The 17,236-nt window shown below is 69.6% G+C and carries 15 protein-coding genes; all 15 read right to left on the bottom strand.

Going from position 1 to position 17,236, the window contains the following annotated elements; translation table 11 throughout:
- Positions 1 to 552: 552 nt before the first annotated feature.
- From ACXVGS_RS10820 to ACXVGS_RS10750, 15 genes are read right to left on the bottom strand one after another with little or no spacing between them, the layout of a single operon-like run.
- Positions 553 to 1,554 carry a polyprenyl synthetase family protein gene (locus ACXVGS_RS10820; protein ID WP_458531273.1) on the bottom strand — a complete coding sequence of 334 codons (1,002 nt, stop codon included), beginning with the start codon at positions 1,552 to 1,554 and terminating at the stop codon, positions 553 to 555.
- Positions 1,551 to 3,104, bottom strand: a complete 1,554-nt coding sequence (gene nuoN, locus ACXVGS_RS10815) for an NADH-quinone oxidoreductase subunit NuoN (protein WP_458531272.1) — start codon at positions 3,102 to 3,104, stop codon at positions 1,551 to 1,553. Before nuoN ends, ACXVGS_RS10820 begins: the two co-directional genes overlap by 4 nt.
- An 8-nt stretch (positions 3,105 to 3,112) precedes the next feature.
- Entirely contained in the window at positions 3,113 to 4,648 is a 1,536-nt protein-coding gene (locus ACXVGS_RS10810; protein ID WP_458531271.1) for an NADH-quinone oxidoreductase subunit M, read from the bottom strand.
- Positions 4,648 to 6,585 carry an NADH-quinone oxidoreductase subunit L gene (nuoL, locus tag ACXVGS_RS10805; protein WP_458531270.1) on the bottom strand — a complete coding sequence of 646 codons (1,938 nt, stop codon included), beginning with the start codon at positions 6,583 to 6,585 and terminating at the stop codon, positions 4,648 to 4,650. Before nuoL ends, ACXVGS_RS10810 begins: the two co-directional genes overlap by 1 nt.
- Before the next feature lie 12 nt (positions 6,586 to 6,597).
- Positions 6,598 to 6,897 (bottom strand): NADH-quinone oxidoreductase subunit NuoK, encoded by a 300-nt coding sequence (gene nuoK, locus ACXVGS_RS10800; protein ID WP_141789442.1) that lies wholly within the window; start codon positions 6,895 to 6,897, stop codon positions 6,598 to 6,600.
- The gene (locus ACXVGS_RS10795) at positions 6,894 to 7,661 is read right to left on the bottom strand and encodes an NADH-quinone oxidoreductase subunit J (protein ID WP_141789443.1); all 768 of its coding nucleotides are present in this window, start codon (positions 7,659 to 7,661) and stop codon (positions 6,894 to 6,896) included. The genes nuoK and ACXVGS_RS10795 overlap by 4 nt, the downstream gene beginning before the upstream one ends.
- Entirely contained in the window at positions 7,658 to 8,278 is a 621-nt protein-coding gene (gene nuoI / locus ACXVGS_RS10790; protein WP_458531269.1) for an NADH-quinone oxidoreductase subunit NuoI, read from the bottom strand. Before nuoI ends, ACXVGS_RS10795 begins: the two co-directional genes overlap by 4 nt.
- Positions 8,271 to 9,644 carry an NADH-quinone oxidoreductase subunit NuoH gene (gene nuoH, locus ACXVGS_RS10785; protein ID WP_458528142.1) on the bottom strand — a complete coding sequence of 458 codons (1,374 nt, stop codon included), beginning with the start codon at positions 9,642 to 9,644 and terminating at the stop codon, positions 8,271 to 8,273. Before nuoH ends, nuoI begins: the two co-directional genes overlap by 8 nt.
- Positions 9,641 to 12,079, bottom strand: a complete 2,439-nt coding sequence (locus ACXVGS_RS10780) for an NADH-quinone oxidoreductase subunit G (RefSeq protein ID WP_458536941.1) — start codon at positions 12,077 to 12,079, stop codon at positions 9,641 to 9,643. The genes nuoH and ACXVGS_RS10780 overlap by 4 nt, the downstream gene beginning before the upstream one ends.
- Positions 12,076 to 13,386, bottom strand: a complete 1,311-nt coding sequence (gene nuoF / locus ACXVGS_RS10775) for an NADH-quinone oxidoreductase subunit NuoF (RefSeq protein WP_141789447.1) — start codon at positions 13,384 to 13,386, stop codon at positions 12,076 to 12,078. Before nuoF ends, ACXVGS_RS10780 begins: the two co-directional genes overlap by 4 nt.
- Positions 13,383 to 14,192: an NADH-quinone oxidoreductase subunit NuoE gene (nuoE, locus tag ACXVGS_RS10770; RefSeq protein ID WP_458528144.1), complete on the bottom strand. Its 810-nt coding sequence runs from the start codon at positions 14,190 to 14,192 to the stop codon at positions 13,383 to 13,385. Before nuoE ends, nuoF begins: the two co-directional genes overlap by 4 nt.
- A complete protein-coding gene (locus ACXVGS_RS10765; protein WP_458528145.1) occupies positions 14,192 to 15,553 on the bottom strand; it encodes an NADH-quinone oxidoreductase subunit D in 1,362 nt (453 codons plus the stop codon). Before ACXVGS_RS10765 ends, nuoE begins: the two co-directional genes overlap by 1 nt.
- Positions 15,553 to 16,314: an NADH-quinone oxidoreductase subunit C gene (locus ACXVGS_RS10760; RefSeq protein ID WP_458528146.1), complete on the bottom strand. Its 762-nt coding sequence runs from the start codon at positions 16,312 to 16,314 to the stop codon at positions 15,553 to 15,555. The genes ACXVGS_RS10765 and ACXVGS_RS10760 overlap by 1 nt, the downstream gene beginning before the upstream one ends.
- Complete coding sequence (locus tag ACXVGS_RS10755; protein ID WP_458528147.1) at positions 16,311 to 16,865, bottom strand: NuoB/complex I 20 kDa subunit family protein; 555 nt, start codon at positions 16,863 to 16,865, stop codon at positions 16,311 to 16,313. Before ACXVGS_RS10755 ends, ACXVGS_RS10760 begins: the two co-directional genes overlap by 4 nt.
- The gene (locus ACXVGS_RS10750) at positions 16,865 to 17,227 is read right to left on the bottom strand and encodes an NADH-quinone oxidoreductase subunit A (protein WP_141789452.1); all 363 of its coding nucleotides are present in this window, start codon (positions 17,225 to 17,227) and stop codon (positions 16,865 to 16,867) included. The genes ACXVGS_RS10755 and ACXVGS_RS10750 overlap by 1 nt, the downstream gene beginning before the upstream one ends.
- Positions 17,228 to 17,236: the final 9 nt, after the last annotated feature.

Raw genomic sequence — 17,236 nt, 5'->3', positions numbered from 1 at the left:
AACCAAAGGAAATTCGTCCGACATCCACAAGGACGCCGGGACGAGGTAATTGGCATCGATTTTTGGCACGCTGTTGAGTTCTCAAGGACCGGACGCGCACCATCACCAGACACTCAAGCCTGGATCCGGGGCTACCGTTCGAGTTGTGACTTGCTGACCGCCACTCGCTCGGAGTGACTTGCGCTGTCCGCGCCGGCCGCTTGTCGTGTTCCACTGTAGCAGGCTCTCGGCCCGCTCCCGACCACCCTCTCGGGCGTCAGGCATCCGCCGGAACCGGCGGGCTTGCGGTGGATCATCATCCCCGGGACCGGCCTACTTCGCGCGGTGCTTGCGCTCCGCTGCGGTGGTGTCCGTTCCTCCCTGTCGGGCTGACGTCGAGAACTTTACGGGGCCATGTCCCGGAACTCCAAATCGGGTGAAAACCCCCAGTTCACAGGCCTGCCCGCCCCGATGGCGTGATGGACAGGGTCGCCGATGATCGTCCCCTGGAACGCACGGACCGGGCAGTCCCGCACGGTCGCGGGACTGCCCGGTCCGGGCAGGCAAGGGAGTTCAGCGCACGCGCTGCACGATGCTCAGGGCCAGGGCGCGCAAAGCGTCCTGGACAGGGCCCTCCCCCAGGGGGTCGATCAGGTCCTGGGCCTCACGGGCCATCTCCAGCGTGCGCTCCCGTGCCCGGTCCAGGGCGGAGTGCGCACGCAGCAGGCCGAGCGCCTCGGCGTGCAGCTCGTCGTCACGCAGGTCCTGCCCGAGCAGCTCGAGCAGGCGGGCGTCCGCGGGATCGGCCGAGGTGCGGGCGTAGAGGACCGGCAGCGTGGCCACGCCCTCCCGCAGGTCGGTGCCGGGGGTCTTGCCCGACTCCCCCGTCTCGGAGGTCACGTCGATGAGGTCGTCGACGAGCTGGAAGACCACGCCCAGCCGCTCGCCATACCGGCGCATGGTCTCGACCGTCTCCGGCGGGCAGCCGCTGAACATGGCGCCGTAGCGCGCCGCGGTCGCGATGAGCACCCCGGTCTTGTCGGCCAGCACGCCGAGGTAGTAGTCGACCGGGTCTTCCCCGTCCGGGGCCGGCCGGTCGTCCTTGATCTGCCCGGCACACAGCCGCACGAACGTCCGCGCCTGGATCTTGACCGCCTCGGGCCCGAGCTCGGCCACGATGGCCGAGGCCTTCCCGAAGAGCAGGTCGCCGACGAGGATCGCCGTGGAGTTGCCGTAGCGCGCATTGGCGCTGACGACCCCGCGCCGCATGTCCGCCTCGTCCATGACGTCGTCGTGGTAGAGGGAAGCGAGGTGCGTCAGCTCCACCCCAGCGGCCGCCGCGACCACGTCATCGTTGATGCCCGACCCGAGCTCGGCGGACAGGAGCGTCAGCAGCGGCCGGAACAGCTTGCCGCGTGCGGCCGCCAGGTGACCCGAGGCCTCCGCGATGAACGGGTCCTCGTGGTCGACCTGGGCCCGCAACGTCGCGTCGACCGCGGCCAGACCGTCCTGCAGCCGGGAAGCCAGCTCCGGCGACGCCGTCGGCAGGCCCAGCGTCGACGACGCCGTGGTCATCGCAGGAACAGCGCCGAGCTGGACGCGAGATCCAGCACCGACGAGGGCAGGACGCCGAGGACCAGCGTCGCGACGGTGCCGAGGGCCACCGCAAGGGTGGTCACGATGGAGGGCGTGACGACCACGGTGCTGTCACCGGCCGGCTCGGAGAAGTACATGAGCACGATCAGCCGGACGTAGACGAACGCCGTGACCGCGCTGGCCAGGACACCGATGAACGCCAGGACCGTGCCGCCGTGGCCGACCGCCGCCGAGAACACCGCGAACTTGGCGGTGAAGCCCGACGTCAGCGGGATGCCCGCGAAGGCCAGCAGCAGGAAGGCGAAGGTGCCCGCGACCCACTTGTTGCGCTTGGCCAGGCCGGCCCACTGCGACAGGTGCGTGGCCTCGGAGCCACCGGAGCGGACCAGCGAGACGATGGCGAACGCCGCGATCGTGGTGAACCCGTAGGCCACCAGGTAGAACAGCGTCGAGGAGACACCCACCCGGTCGAAGGCCAGCACACCCGTGAGGATGAACCCGGCGTGCGCGATGGAGGAGTAGGCCAGGAGGCGCTTGACGTCGGTCTGGGTGACTGACAGGACCGCGCCGACGACCATCGTCAGGATGGCGACGCCCCACAGGACCGGCTCCCAGTCCCAGCGGCTGCCGGCGACACCGACGTAGACCACGCGCAGGATCGCCCCGAACGCGGCGACCTTGGTGCAGGCGGCCATGAAGCCGGTCACCGGGGTGGGGGCGCCCTGGTAGACGTCCGGGGTCCACATGTGGAACGGCACGGCACCGATCTTGAACAGCAGGCCCACGGCGACCAGCAGGACGCCCGGCACGAGCAGGCCGTCCATGCCGCTGTTGCTGCTGATGGCCCGCGCGATGACGCTCAGGTCCATCGAGCCGGAGTAGCCGAACAGCAGCGCGGAGCCGAAGAGGAAGAACCCGGAGGAGAACGCGCCGAGCAGGAAGTACTTCAGCGAGGCCTCCTGCGACAGCAGGCGGCGACGCCGGGCCAGGCCGCACAGGATGTACAGCGGCAGCGAGAGCACCTCGAGGGCGACGAACATCGTCAGCAGGTCACCCGCAGCGGGGAACAGCAGCATGCCGCCCACGGCGAACAGGGTCAGCGGGAACACCTCGGTGCCCGTGGCCCCGGCGCGCAGCGCCGCCGCTTCGTACGGCGAGCCCGGGACCGCCGCACCCATCGGGGTGAACGCGTCGGCGCCGGTGCCGTCGAAGCGCTCGGCCATCGTCAGGACGCCCAGCACCGACAGGACCAGCAGGGTCCCCTGCAGGAACAGGGCCGGGCCGTCGACGACGACGGCGCCCTCGAGCGTGCTGCCGGTGTTGCCGCGCGCGGCGACGACCAGCGCCACCAGCGCGCCGACCAGGCCGGCCAGCGACAGGGTGACCTGCACGGCATACCGACGGGACCGGGGGGCGAACGCCTCGACGAGGACGCCCACGAGGGCGACGCCGAACACGACCAGCATCGGCGACACCGCCGCGTAGTTGACCTTCGCGGCGACGAAGTCGGCCGTCGCGAGGGACGGCATGGCGGCGATCACTTCGCACTCCCATCAGCAGCGGTGCCGTGCGTCGGAGCGGGGTCGGTCACGCCGACCTGCTGCATCGTGGTCTGCACGGCGGGGTTGATCACGTCGAGGACCGGCTTGGGGTAGAAGCCCAGCACGATGAACGCGGCGATGAGCGGAGCCACGACCCACTTCTCGCGCCGGGTCAGGTCGGCCGGACGCTCGGCCAGCTCCGGCTTGGGGCCGGTCATCATGCGCTGGTACATCAGCAGGATGTAGAGCGCGGCCAGGATGATGCCGGTCGTCGCGATGATCGCGGCCACCTTGTAGCGCTGGAACGTGCCGACCAGGACCAGAAACTCCGAGATGAAGGGCGCCAGGCCCGGCAGCGCCAGGCTGGACAGGCCCGCGACCAGGAAGACACCGGCCAGGAGGGGGGTGACCCGCTGCCAGCCGCCGTAGTCCGGGATGCGGCGGCTGCCCCGCCGGCCGGCGAGCATCGCCGCGACGAGGAACAGCGCGGCCGTGGAGAAGCCGTGGTTGACCATGTAGAGCGTCGAGCCGTTCTGGCCCGCCGAGGTCATCGCGAAGATGCCCAGGACGATGAAGCCGAAGTGGCTGATCGAGGTGAAGGCGATCAGGCGCATCACGTCGGTCTGGCCGATGGCCAGCAGCGCGCCGTAGATGATCGAGATGAGTGCCAGCACGATGACCGCCGGGGTGGCCCACTTGCTGGCCTCGGGGAACAGCGGCAGGCAGAAGCGGATCATGCCGAAGGTGCCGACCTTGTCGAGCACACCGACCAGGAGCACCGAGGTCGCCGGCGGCGCCTCGGCGGCCGCGTCGGGCAGCCACGTGTGGACCGGGAACATCGGCGCCTTGACCGCGAAGGCGAAGAAGAAGCCGAGGAACAGCAGACGCTCGGTGGTCGGGTCGAGGTGCAACCCGGTCAGGTTGGTGACGAGGAAGTCCTCGGGGCCGCCAGGGCCGTGCAGGCCCAGGGCGATGACGGCCACGAGCATGACCAGCCCGCCCAGCAGGGAGAACAGCAGGAACTTCACCGCGGCGTACTGGCGCTGCGGGCCGCCGAAGGACCCGATCAGGAAGTAGACCGGGATCAGCATCGCCTCGAAGAAGACGTAGAAGAGGAACACGTCGGTCGCCGCGAACACCCCGACCATGAACGTCTCGAGGACGAGCATGAGCGCGAAGTAGTTCTGCGTCCGGCGGCCCACCTCGGGCACGTCGTTCCACGCCGCGAGGATGCACACCGGCGCGAGGATGACGGACAGCATGATGAGGACGAGCGCGATGCCGTCGACACCCACGGCGTAGCTGACGCCGAACTGCGGGATCCAGGAGTGCTGCTCGCTGAGCTGGAACTGCTGGGTGGAGCGGGTGTTGAACTGCAGCGCGGCACCGATGGCGACCACGAGGGCCGCCAGCGAGAAGCCGAGCGAGATCTGGCGGGCCCTGCCGGCCAGGCTCGCAGGCAGGAGGGCCACGACGACGGCACCGATCAACGGGATCAGGCCGATCGTGGTCAACCACGGGAAGCTGGACATCACTGAACCACCCACACGGCACCGAGGATCACGACGACACCGGCGAGCATCGTCAGGGCATAAGAGCGAACGAAACCGTTCTGGACGCGGCGGACCCGCGCGGACGTACCACCGATGAGCGCCGCCAGGCCGCCGGCCGCACCGTCGACACCCTTGCCGTCGAAGAAGACGAGCGAGCGGGTCAGGTGGATGCCGGGACGCATGAACACGCCCTCGTTGACGTCGTCCTGGTAGAGGTCACGGCGAGCCGCACGCGTGGCGAGCGAACCCACCGGGGCCACCACCGGCACCGGCTCGCGCCAGTAGCGCAGCCAGGCCAGGGAGACACCGCCCACCACGAGCAGCAGCGTCACGGTCATGAGCACCGGCACCGCCACGACGGGCTCGGCGCCACCTTCGGCGGAGCCGACGACCGGCTCGAGCCAGCCGGTGATGACACCAGTCGGGCCGAGCACCAGGCCGAGGAGGGCCGAGCCGGCGGCCAGGATGATCATCGGCACGGTCATGATCCTGGGCGACTCGTGCGGGTGGGCGTCCTCCTCCCACCGCTTCTGGCCGTGGAAGGTCATGAAGAACAGGCGCGACATGTAGAACGCCGTGATGCCGGCGCCGATCAGCGCAGCACCACCGAAGACCCAGGGCTTCCAGCCCTCGCCGATGAAGGCGGCCTCGATGATCTTGTCCTTGGACCAGAAGCCCGCGAACGGCGGCACACCGAGGATGGCCAGCCAGCCGAGGCCGAACGTGGCCCAGGTGATCTTCATGGCGCCGGACAGGCGGCCGAAGCGGCGCATGTCGACGGTGTCGTTCATGCCGTGCATGACCGAGCCCGCGCCGAGGAACATGCCGGCCTTGAAGAAGCCGTGCGTCAGCAGGTGGAAGATCGCGAACGCGTAGCCCACCGGGCCGAGGCCGGCGGCCAGCATCATGTAGCCGATCTGGCTCATGGTGGAGGCGGCCAGGGCCTTCTTGATGTCGTCCTTGGCGCAACCGACGACCGCACCGAAGAGCAGGGTGATCGCACCGACGATCGTCACGACCAGCCGAGCGTCGGGCGAGGCGTCGAAGATCACGTGGCTGCGGACCACGAGGTAGACACCGGCGGTCACCATCGTCGCCGCGTGGATCAGCGCGGACACCGGGGTCGGGCCGGCCATGGCGTCACCCAGCCAGCTCTGCAGCGGGAACTGGGCCGACTTGCCGCAGGCACCGAGCAGCAGCATCAGTCCGATGGCCGTGACGACCGCCTGGTTGGCGCCGGGGACTCCGGCGTTGACGCCGGCGAAGGTGACCGTGCCGAAGGTGACGAACATCAGCATGATCGCGATCGACAGGCCGAAGTCACCGACACGGTTGACCACGAACGCCTTGTTGGCCGCCGAGGCGTAGGCCGGGTTGTAGTTCCAGAAGCCGATGAGCAGGTAGGAGGCCAGGCCCACGCCCTCCCAGCCGACGTAGACCAGCAGGTAGGAGTCGCTCAGCACCAGCAGCAGCATCGAGGCCACGAACAGGTTGAGGTAGGCGAAGAACCGGCGCTTGTCCGGGTCGTGCTCCATGTAGCCGATCGAGTAGACGTGGATCAGCGAGCCCACGAACGTGATCAGCAGCACGAAGGCCACCGACAGCGGGTCGACCAGCAGGCCGGCCTCGAGCTTGAACGAGCCGGCCGGCACCCAGGAGAACAGGTGCAGCGACTGCGCCCGCTCGGCCGCGGGTCGGCCGATCATCGACAGCGTGAGGATGGCGCCGACCACGAAGCTGGCCCAGGACAGCCCGGTCGCCAGGAGCGGCCCGAAGGAGTTGGTACGCCGGCCGCCCAGGAGGAGGGCCGCCGCACCGAACAGCGGGAGGGCGATGAGCAGCCAGGCGACCGAGGTCACCCCAGTGGCGCTCTGGACCACCGCTGCGGTGTGGTCCGCAGTAGCAAGTGAGTACACCTGTTGCGCTCCTTACAGCTTCAGCAGGTTGGCGTCGTCGACCGAGGCCGAGCGTCGGGCACGGAAGATGGCCATGATGATCGCCAGGCCGACGACCACCTCGGCGGCCGCCACCACCATGACGAACAGCGCGACGACCTGGCCGTCGAGCGAGCCGTGCATGCGGGCGAACGTCACGAACGCGAGGTTGGTCGCGTTGAGCATGAGCTCGACGCCCATGAAGATGACGATCGAGTTGCGCCGCACGAGCACCGCGGCGGCGCCGATCGCGAACAGGATGGCCGACAGGTAGATGTAGTTGACCAGGCTCATCGGGCCCGACCCTCCTCGATCTCTCGCTCGATGGCCTGCTCGGCCTCTTCGTAGCGCTCGGGGGTGTGGACCTGCTCACGCGCGGTGAGCACCCGCGATACGGACAGCTCACTGGGCGTGCCGTCGGGCAGCAGTGCCGGGGTGTCGACCGCGTTGTGGCGGGCGTAGACACCCGGGGCGGGCAGGCCGGCGAGGTTCTTGCCCTCGCGGAAGCGACGCTCGGACCACTCGCGCTGGGTGAGCCGCTCGGTGAGCCGCTCGCGGTGCGCGAGCACCATGGCGCCGAGGGCGGCCGTGATGAGCAGGGCGCTGGTGACCTCGAAGACCCAGACGTACTTGCCGAAGATCAGGTTGGCCACGCCGGTGACGTTGCCGTCGGCGTTGGCCCGGGTCAGGCCGGCAGCGGCCGGGAACGTGACCCGGCCGATGGTGCTCACCAGCAGGCCGCCCAGGCCGAGGGCGAGCAGCAGCGCCACCCACTTCTGGCCCTTGATCGTCTCGACGAGGGAGTCGGAGGAGTCGACACCGACGAGCATGAGCACGAACAGGAACAGCATCATGACCGCGCCGGTGTAGACGAAGATCTGCACGATGCCGAGGAAGTCGGCGTTCTGCGCGATGTAGAAGACGCCGAGGTTGATCATCACCAGGGCCATCGCCAGGGCCGCGTGCACGGCCTTCTTGGCGAACAGCAGGCCCAGGGCTGCGATCACGCTGATCGGGCCGAGGACCCAGAAGAGGAACGCCTCACCACCGCTGGTCATCGGGTGACACCGCCTTCCTCGACCGCGACCTCGTCGCGCTTGGTGTGGAGCTCGACCCACTGCTTCTGCGAGGACGTGGCCGTGGCGACCTTGCCCAGGTAGTAGTCGCGCTCCTCCATGCCCTCCACCATCGGGTGGGGCGGCTGGAGCATGCCCTCCTGGAGCGGGGCCAGCAGCTGCTGCTTCTCGTAGATGAGCTTGCCGCGGTCGTCGTCGGCCAGCTCGTAGAAGTTGGTCATCGTCAGCGCGCGCGTCGGGCAGGCCTCGATGCACAGGCCGCAGAAGATGCAGCGCAGGTAGTTGATCTGGTAGACGCGGCCGTAGCGCTCACCCGGGGAGAAACGCTCCTCCTCGGTGTTGTCCGCGCCCTCGACGTAGATCGCGTCCGCGGGGCAGGCCCACGCGCACAGCTCGCAGCCGACGCACTTCTCCAGGCCGTCGGGGTGACGGTTGAGCTGGTGCCGACCGTGGAAGCGCGGCTGGGTCGGCCGCTTCTCCTCGGGGTACTCCTCGGTCTCCAGCTTGCGGAACATGGTGGCGAAGGTGACGCCGAATCCGCCGACGGGTGCGAGGAGGTCGGAGAGGAACCCCGCCTTCTTGTCCGTCTTGTCAGCCACGGTTGGCCTCCGGGGTGGTGGTGGACGTGGGGGCGGCCGTGGCGGCCACCTGCAGGCTGGGCTCACGCAGGCGCTGGCCGGGCAGCGGCGGCACCGGGTAGCCGCCCGCGAACGGGTCGATCTCCTCGGGGACCTCGACCCGGGACGTGCGCTCCTTCTCGGCGCGACGCCCGTCCCAGACCCAGGCCGCGGCCAGGGCGACGACGGCGATCACGCCGACCACGATCAGGGTCGCGGTGCGGGTGTTGCCGCCGAAGAAGGACAGCTGCGCACCGCGGATGAACGCGACCGCGACGACCCAGGCGAGGGTGACCGGGATGAGGAACTTCCAGCCGAAGCGCATGAACTGGTCGTAGCGCACACGCGGCAGGGAGCCACGCAGCCAGACGAAGAAGAACATGAACAGCCAGAGCTTGACGACGAACCAGAGCAGGCCCCACCAGCCGTGGTTGAACATGCCGTCGTTGATGGCGGCGATGCCGGGAGGCGCCTGCCAGCCACCGAGGAACATCGTCGTCGCCAGCGCCGAGACGGTGAACATGTTGACGTACTCGCCCAGGAAGAACATCGCGAACTTCAGCGAGGAGTACTCCGTGTGGAAGCCACCGGTGAGCTCGCCCTCGCCCTCGGCGAGGTCGAACGGCAGACGGTTGGTCTCGCCGACCATGGTGATGACGTAGACGCCGAAGCTGAAGAACGCCGGGATGATGAACCACAGGCTCTTCTGCGAGTCGACGATCTGCGAGGTCGACATCGAGCCGGAGTACATGAACACCGCGACCAGCGACAGGCCCATGGCGATCTCGTAGGAGATCACCTGGGCGGTGGAACGCAGGCCACCGAGCAGCGGGTAGGTCGAGCCGGAGGACCAGCCGGCCAGCACGATGCCGTAGACACCGACGCCGGCGACGGCCAGGACGAGCAGCACCGCGACCGGGATGTCGGTCAGCTGCAGCGGCGTCAGGTGGCCGAACATGCTGACCGTCGGGCCGAGCGGGATGATCGCGAACGACACGAACGCCATGGCACCGGCGATGACCGGGGCCAGGATGAAGACGAGCTTGTCGGCGTTCTTGGGGGTCAGGTCCTCCTTGAGCGCCAGCTTCACGCCATCGGCCAGCGTCTGCAGCAGGCCGAACGGGCCGGTGCGGTTCGGGCCGGGACGCTGCTGCATCCGGCCGATCACGCGGCGCTCGAACCAGATCACCAGTAGCGTGTTGACCAGCAGGAACACGAAGACGAGCAGCGCCTTGACCAGGGACAGCCACCACGGGGTGTCGCTGAAGTCAGCGACGGGCTTGTCCAGAGTCGGGACGAGGGACGTCACGCCTGTCGTCGCGTGTGCGAGCGAGCCGGCGAGGCTCATGCGGCACCACCCTTGGTGAGAGTCACGACAGCGCCGGCGTCGACGCCGAGCGTCGATCGCACCGCGCTGCCGCGCGAGTTGGTCGGCAGCCAGACCACGTGGTCGGCCATGTCGGTGATCACCGCCGGGACGGTGATGGCCCCGGTCGGGGTCGACACCGTCAGCAGCTCGCCGTCCGCGACGCCCGCGACCGCAGCCGTGGTCGCCGAGAGGCGGGCCACCGCCGTGGGCGCCGTGCCCGCGAGGAACGGCTCACCGTCCTGCATCCTGCCCTCGTCGAGCAGGTGGTGCCACGTGGCGAGCACGGCCTGGCCGCTGTCGGTCCACGGCACCTCGGCCGGGGCGACGGTCGGCGCGGCGGCGCGGGGGCCGCTCCAGGGGCCGAGCCGCTCCATGTCGGCACGGGCCGCGGCGAGCGTGCGGACGTCGAGGTACTCGCCCATCGCGTCGGCCAGCAGGTCCAGCACGCGGTGGTCGCTCATGGCGTTGGTGTCGAGGGCCGCCTCGAACGGGCGGACCCGGCCCTCCCAGTCGACGAAGACACCGGCCTTCTCGGCGTGCGGCGCCACCGGCAGCACCACGTCGGCGCGCTCGGTGACCGCGCTCTCGCGGACCTCGAGGGAGACCACGAAGGCGCGGGCCAGGGCATCGAGCGCGTCCCGGGAACGGCTCAGGTCGGCCGGGTCGACGCCACCGACGACCAGGCCGGCGAGGTTGCCGGCGCTGACCGCGGAGAGCATCTCGGCGGTGTCGCGGCCGACGGCCTCGGGCAGCCCGACGACGCCCCAGGCCTCGCCGACCTCCGCGCGGGCGGCGGAGTCGGTGACCGGGCGGCCTCCGGGGAGCAGGTTCGGCAGGGCACCGGCCTCGAGCGCGCCGCGCTCACCGGCACGACGCGGGACCCACGCGAGGCGGGCACCGGTCGTCTTGGCCAGGGCGGCCGCGGCGGACAGCGCACCGGGCACGGTGGCCAGGCGCTCACCGACGAGCACGACCGCGCCGTCGGCCGACAGCGCCTTGGAGGTCTCGACGACCTCGATCTTCTCCTCGGCCAGGGCCGTGAGGACCTCGGCCTCGGTGCCGGGGGCGGTGCGGATCAGCGTGCCTCCGACCTTCTCCAGCCCGCGTGTGGCGAACGGCGCGACCGAGAAGACACGCGTGCCGTGCTTGCGGAACGCCTTGCGCAGGCGCAGGAAGACCATCGGCGACTCGTCCTCGGGCTCGAAGCCCACGAGCACCACGGTCGGGGCGGCCTCGACGTCGGCGTAGGTCACACCGCCACCACCCGGGCCGGTGGCCACGACGTGGTGCGCGAGGAACTCGGCCTCCTCCACCGACTGCGGACGGGCCCGGAAGTCGATGTCGTTGGTCTGGAGCGCGATACGGGCGAACTTGCTGTAGGCGTAGGCGTCCTCGCCGCTGACGCGGCCACCGACGAGCACGCCGACGCCCTTGGCGTCGCGGGCCGCCTCGAGACCGCGGGCGGCGACGTCGAGGGCCTCGGGCCAGGAGGCGACGCGCAGGTCGCCGTCCTCGTCACGCACGAGCGGCTCGGTGATGCGGTCGGCCTGCGTGGCGTAGGTGAACGCCCAGCGGCCCTTGTCGCAGTTCCACTCCTCGTTGACCGCCGGGTCGTTGACGGCCATGCGGCGCAGGACCGAGCCACGACGGTGGTCGGTGCGTGTGGCGCAGCCGCTGGCGCAGTGCTCGCACACGCTCGGGGTGGACACGAGGTCGAACGGACGGGCGCGGAAGCGGTAGGCCGCGCCGGTCAGGGCCCCCACCGGGCAGATCTGCACGGTGTTGCCGGAGAAGTAGGACTCGAACGGCTTCTCCTGGTAGATGCCGATCTGCTGCAGCGCGCCGCGCTCGACCAGGGCGATGAACGGGTCACCGGCGATCTGGTCGGAGAAGCGGGTGCAGCGGGCGCACAGGACGCAGCGCTCCCGGTCGAGCAGCACCTGCGAGGAGATGTTGATCGGCTTGGGGTAGGTCCGCTTGACGTCCTCGAACCGGCTCTTGGGCCGCCCGTTGGACAGCGCCTGGTTCTGCAGCGGGCACTCGCCACCCTTGTCGCAGACCGGGCAGTCCAGCGGGTGGTTGATGAGCAGCAGCTCCATCACGCCCTGCTGGGCCTTGTCGGCCACCTTGGACGTGTGCTGGGTCTTGACCTCCATGCCCTCGCTGACCGTCATGGTGCAGGAGGCCTGGGGCTTGGGGAACGCGCGGAGCGAGCCGTCAGGGCCCGGGGTGGCGACGTCGACGAGGCACTGACGGCAGGCGCCGACGGGCTCGAGCAGCGGGTGGTCGCAGAACCGCGGGATCTGGACGCCCACCTCCTCGGCGGCGCGGATCACCAGGGTGTTCTTCGGGACGCTGACGGGCACCCCGTCGATGGTCAGGTTGACCAGGTCCGTGCTGGTGGTGACGGTCATGCGGACACGGTCTCCTTCGCGAAGAGCGTCGAGGCGTTCCGGTCGAACGGGCACCCACCGTGCTCCAGGTGGGCCAGGTACTCCTCACGGAAGTACTGGATGCTGCTCGTGATCGGGCTGGTGGCACCGTCACCGAGCGCGCAGAACGACCGGCCGAGGATGTTGTCGCAGATGTCGAGCAGCTTCTCGAGGTCCTCCTCGCTGCCCTCACCGTGCTCGAGGCGCGCGAGGATCTGCTTGAGCCACCACGTGCCCTCACGGCACGGGGTGCACTTGCCGCAGGACTCGTGCGCGTAGAAGTCGGTCCAGCGCTCCACGGCGCGCACCACGCAGGTCGTCTCGTCGAAGATCTGCAGCGCGCGGGTGCCGAGCATCGACCCGGCGGCCGCGACGGACTCGAAGTCCAGCGGGGTGTCGAGGTGCTCGTCGGTGAACAGCGGCGTGGACGAGCCACCCGGGGTCCAGAACTTCAGCTTCTTGCCGCCGCGCATGCCACCGGCCATGTCGAGCAGCTCGCGCAGCGTGATGCCGAGCGGTGCTTCGTACTGACCGGGGCGGGTGACGTGGCCGGAGAGGCTGAAGATGCCGAAGCCGGTCGACTTCTCGGTGCCCATGTCGGAGAACCACTCGGCGCCGTGCAGCAGGATCGGCGGCACGGAGGCGATGGACTCGACGTTGTTGACGACGGTCGGGCGGGCGTACAGACCGGCGACCGCCGGGAACGGCGGCTTGAGGCGCGGTTGGCCACGGCGACCCTCGAGGGAGTCCAGCAGCGCCGTCTCCTCGCCGCAGATGTAGGCGCCGGCGCCGGCGTGGACCGTGACGTCGAGGTCGAAACCGGTGCCCATGATGTTCTTGCCGAGGTAGCCCTTGGCGTAGGCCTCCTCGACCGCACGCAGCAGGCGGCGGTAGACGTGGACGACCTCACCACGCAGGTAGATGAAGGCGTGGTTGCAACCGATCGCGTAGGACGTGATCGCCACGCCCTCGATGAGGAACTGCGGGGCCGCCATCATCAGCGGGATGTCCTTGCAGGTGCCCGGCTCGGACTCGTCGGCGTTGACGACGAGGTAGCGGGGGCCACCGTCAGGAGCCGGCAGGAAGCCCCACTTCATGCCCGTGGGGAAGCCGGCGCCGCCACGCCCGCGCAGGCCGGAGTCCTTGGTCATCTGGACCAGGTCGGCCTGGGGCATGCCGAGCGCCTTCTTGAGCGCCTTGTAGCCGTCGTGCTTCTCGTAGGTCTCGAGGGTCCACGACTGCGGGTCGTCCCAGAACTTCGTCAGGATCGGCGTCAGCTGCGTGCTCACTTCTCCGCCTTCCCGTCACCCTGGGCCTCGGCCGGGGTGTCCGTGGAGGTATGCCGTCCGGCCGCCATCGCGTCGGAGGTCGCCTCGTTCTGCCGGTTGCCGTTGCTGCCCTCGCCCCAGCCACGGTCCTTCGCGACCTTCAGGCCCTCCAGGGAGGCCGGGCCGGCACCCACGCCCTCGTCGGCGAGGCCGTCGTTGAACCCCGCCAGGACGCGGGAGACCTGCTTGAAGCTGCACACGCGCGAGGGGCCACGGGTGGGCTTGACCTCGCGACCGGCGCGCAGGTCGTCGACCAGGGTCTTGGTGGACTCCGGCGTCTGGTTGTCGAAGAACTCCCAGTTGGCCATGACCACCGGCGCGAAGTCGCACGCCGCGTTGCACTCGACCCGCTCGAGCGTGATCTTGCCGTCGGGCGTGGTCTCGTCGTGGCCGATGCCGAGGTGCTCGCTGACCTCGTCCCAGATCTGGTCGCCGCCCATGACGGCGCACAGCGTGTTGGTGCAGACGCCGACGGTGTACTCGCCGTTGGGGTGGCGCTTGTACTGCGTGTAGAACGTCGCGACGCCGCTGACCTCGGCCGCGGTGAGGTCGAGGACCTCCGCGCAGAACTCGATGCCGCGGGTGGAGACGTAGCCGTCGACGGACTGCACGAGGTGCAGCAGCGGCAGCAGCGCCGAGCGCTTCACCGGGTAGCGCCCGATGACCTCCTGCGCGTCACGGTGCAGGCCGGCCAGGACGTCGGCCTCATAGGGCCCGCTCGTCGGCGCGGGCACGGAACCGTAGTTCGGGTTGCTCGTGGTCGCCATCAGCGGTCCACGCCTCCCATCACGGGGTCGAGCGAGGCGACGGCGACGATGACGTCGGCGACCTGGCTGCCTTCGCACATCGCGGCCGTGGCCTGCAGGTTGTTGAACGACGGGTCGCGGAAGTGCGCGCGGTAGGGGCGCGTGCCACCGTCGGAGACGACGTGGCAGCCGAGCTCGCCCTTGGGCGACTCGATCGCGACGTAGGCCTGACCCGGCGGCACGCGGAAGCCCTCGGTCACCAGCTTGAAGTGGTGGATGAGGGACTCCATCGAGGTGGCCATGATCTCGCGGATGTGGTCCAGGCTGTTGCCCATGCCGTCGCCGCCGATGGCCAGCTGGGCCGGCCAGGCGATCTTCTTGTCCTCGACCATGACCGGGCCCGGGGTGCCCTGCAGCCGGTCGACCGCCTGCTCGGCGATCTTGAGCGACTCGTACATCTCGTCGATGCGGATGCGCAGCCGACCGTAGGAGTCGCAGGAGTCGCGGGTGATGACGTCGAAGTCGTAGGTCTCGTAGCCGCAGTACGGGTCCAGCTTGCGCAGGTCGTGCGGCAGGCCGGCCGAGCGCAGCACCGGGCCGGTGATACCCAGCGCCATGCACCCGGTCAGGTCGAGGTAGCCCACGTCCACGGTGCGGCCCTTGAGGATCGGGTTCTCGTTGAGCAGGAGCTCGAGCTCGCCGAGGCCCTTGCGGATCGCCGGGATCGCGTCGCGGATCTTGTCGATGGCGCCCGGGGGCAGGTCCTGCGCCACGCCGCCGGGGCGGACGTAGGCGTTGTTCATGCGCAGGCCGGTGACCATCTCGAAGATGGACAGGATCCGCTCACGCTCGCGGAAGCCGACGGTCATGACGGTGGTGGCGCCCATCTCCATGCCACCGGTGGCCAGGGCCACGAGGTGGGAGGAGATCCGGTTGAGCTCCATCATGAGCACGCGGATGATGCTGGCCCGCTCGGGGATCTGGTCGGTGATCCCGAGCAGCTTCTCCACCGCGAGGCAGAACGCCGTCTCGTTGAACAGCGGCGTGAGGTAGTCCATCCGGGTGCAGAAGGTCACGCCCTGGGTCCAGTTGCGGAACTCCATGTTCTTCTCGATGCCCGTGTGCAGGTAGCCGATGCCGGCCCGCGTCTCGGTGACGGTCTCGCCGTCGAGCTCGAGGATGAGCCGGAGCACGCCGTGCGTGGACGGGTGCTGCGGGCCCATGTTGACGACGATGCGCTCCTCGTGGAGCGCGGAGGCCTCGTCGGCGATGGTGTCCCAGTCGCCGCCCGCGGCGTTGAAGACGCGCGCGCCCTCGGCGTCGGCCTCGTCGGCGACGCCGGTCGCGTAGACGTCGCCTGCATGCATCTGGTCGGTGCTCATCAGTTGTAGGACCTCCGCTGGTCCGGCGGCGGGATGGTGGCGCCCTTGTACTCGACGGGGATGCCGCCGAGGGGGTAGTCCTTGCGCTGGGGGTGGCCGGGCCAGTCGTCCGGCATGAGGATCCGGGTCAGCGCGGGGTGACCGTCGAACTCGATGCCGAACATGTCCCAGGTCTCGCGCTCGTGCCAGTCGTTGGCCGGGTAGATGCCGACGATCGACGGGATGTGGCGGTCGTCGTCGGGGCAGGTGACCTCGACGCGGACCCGGCGACCACCGTGGGTGATCGACAGGAAGTGGTAGACGGCGTGCAGCTCGCGGCCGGCCTCGTGCGGGTAGTGCACGCCGGAGACGCCGGTGCACATCTCGAACCGCAGGGCCGGGTCGTCGCGCAGCGCGCGGGCCACGGTGAGCAGGTCCTCGCGGCGCACGAACAGGGTCAGCTCGCCGCGGTCGACGATGACCTTCTCGATGGCGCGGCCGAAGCCCTCGGCGCCCTCGAGCGCACGCTCGAGGTGGTCGGCCACCTCGTCGAAGTAGCGGCCGTAGGGCCGCTGCGCCGGGGCGGGGAAGAGCACCGGGGCGACCAGCCCGCCGTACCCGCTGGTGTCGCCGCTGTCGGGGGCGCCGAACATGCCGTGACGGACGGAGACGACCTCGGGCGTGCCCGGTGCGGTCGGCAGGTTGTCGCGCTCGGCCTCGGTCGGCGCGCCGCCGGTCTCCTGCGCCTTGTCGGTCGGGACCTTCTTCTCGTCGGAGCTCATGCGAGCAGCCCCTTCACGGCGTGCGTCGGCGTCGCGTTGAGCGCAGCCTCCTCGGCGGCGCGGGCAGCCTTGACGCGGTTGACACCCAGCGGCGTGTTCTGGATCTGCTCGTGCAGGGTGATGATCGCGTTGAGCAGCATCTCCGGCCGCGGCGGGCAGCCGGGCAGGTAGACGTCGACCGGGACGATGTGGTCGACGCCCTGGACGATGGCGTAGTTGTTGAACATGCCGCCGCTGCTGGCGCAGACGCCCATCGAGATGACCCACTTGGGCTCGGGCATCTGGTCGTAGACCTGGCGCACGACCGGGGCCATCTTCTGGCTGACCCGGCCGGCGACGATCATCAGGTCGGCCTGGCGCGGGGTCGCCGAGAAGCGCTCCATGCCGAACCGGGCGATGTCGTAGTCAGGCGTGCCGACGGCCATCATCTCGATGGCGCAGCAGGCCAGGCCGAACGTCGCGGGCCACACCGAGCTCTTGCGCATGTAGCCGGCCAGCTGCTCGACCGTGGTGAGCAGGAAGCCCGCGGGGAGCTTCTCCTCGATACCCATCAGTCCCACTCCAAACCGCCGCGACGCCACACGTAGGCGTAGGCGACGAACACCGTGATGATGAACAGGACCATCTCCACCAACGCGAACAGGCCGAGCTTGTTGAAGGCCACCGCGAACGGGTAGAGGAAGACGCCTTCGATGTCGAAGACGATGAACAGCATGGCCGTCAGGTAGTACTTGATCGGCACCTTGCCGCCGCCGCTCGCGTGCGGTGTCGGCTCGATGCCGCACTCGTACGCGTCGAGCTTCGCGCGGTTGTAGCGCTTGGGCCCGGCCAGGGACCCCGCGACCACCGAGAAGACGGCGAATCCGCCACCGATGGCGGCCAGGAACAGGAGTGGGACGTAGGGGTTGGTCATCCCGACACG

This window comes from Oryzihumus sp., assembly GCF_054325275.1.
This window is presented reverse-complemented; position numbering and strand designations above follow the sequence as displayed.

Bases quoted from the DNA above. Each gene is read 5' to 3' on its own strand.
- ACXVGS_RS10760 (WP_458528146.1), bottom strand. From the start codon at position 16,314: ATGAGCTCCGACGAGAAGAAGGTCCCGACCGACAAGGCGCAGGAGACC.
- ACXVGS_RS10750 (WP_141789452.1), bottom strand. From the start codon at position 17,227: ATGACCAACCCCTACGTCCCACTCCTGTTCCTGGCCGCCATCGGTGGC.
- ACXVGS_RS10780 (WP_458536941.1), bottom strand. From the start codon at position 12,079: ATGACCGTCACCACCAGCACGGACCTGGTCAACCTGACCATCGACGGG.
- ACXVGS_RS10795 (WP_141789443.1), bottom strand. From the start codon at position 7,661: ATGACCAGCGGTGGTGAGGCGTTCCTCTTCTGGGTCCTCGGCCCGATC.
- nuoN (WP_458531272.1), bottom strand. From the start codon at position 3,104: ATGCCGTCCCTCGCGACGGCCGACTTCGTCGCCGCGAAGGTCAACTAC.
- ACXVGS_RS10820 (WP_458531273.1), bottom strand. From the start codon at position 1,554: ATGACCACGGCGTCGTCGACGCTGGGCCTGCCGACGGCGTCGCCGGAG.
- nuoE (WP_458528144.1), bottom strand. From the start codon at position 14,192: ATGGCGACCACGAGCAACCCGAACTACGGTTCCGTGCCCGCGCCGACG.
- nuoH (WP_458528142.1), bottom strand. From the start codon at position 9,644: ATGAGCCTCGCCGGCTCGCTCGCACACGCGACGACAGGCGTGACGTCC.
- nuoK (WP_141789442.1), bottom strand. From the start codon at position 6,897: ATGAGCCTGGTCAACTACATCTACCTGTCGGCCATCCTGTTCGCGATC.
- ACXVGS_RS10755 (WP_458528147.1), bottom strand. From the start codon at position 16,865: ATGGGTATCGAGGAGAAGCTCCCCGCGGGCTTCCTGCTCACCACGGTC.
- ACXVGS_RS10765 (WP_458528145.1), bottom strand. From the start codon at position 15,553: ATGAGCACCGACCAGATGCATGCAGGCGACGTCTACGCGACCGGCGTC.
- ACXVGS_RS10810 (WP_458531271.1), bottom strand. From the start codon at position 4,648: ATGTCCAGCTTCCCGTGGTTGACCACGATCGGCCTGATCCCGTTGATC.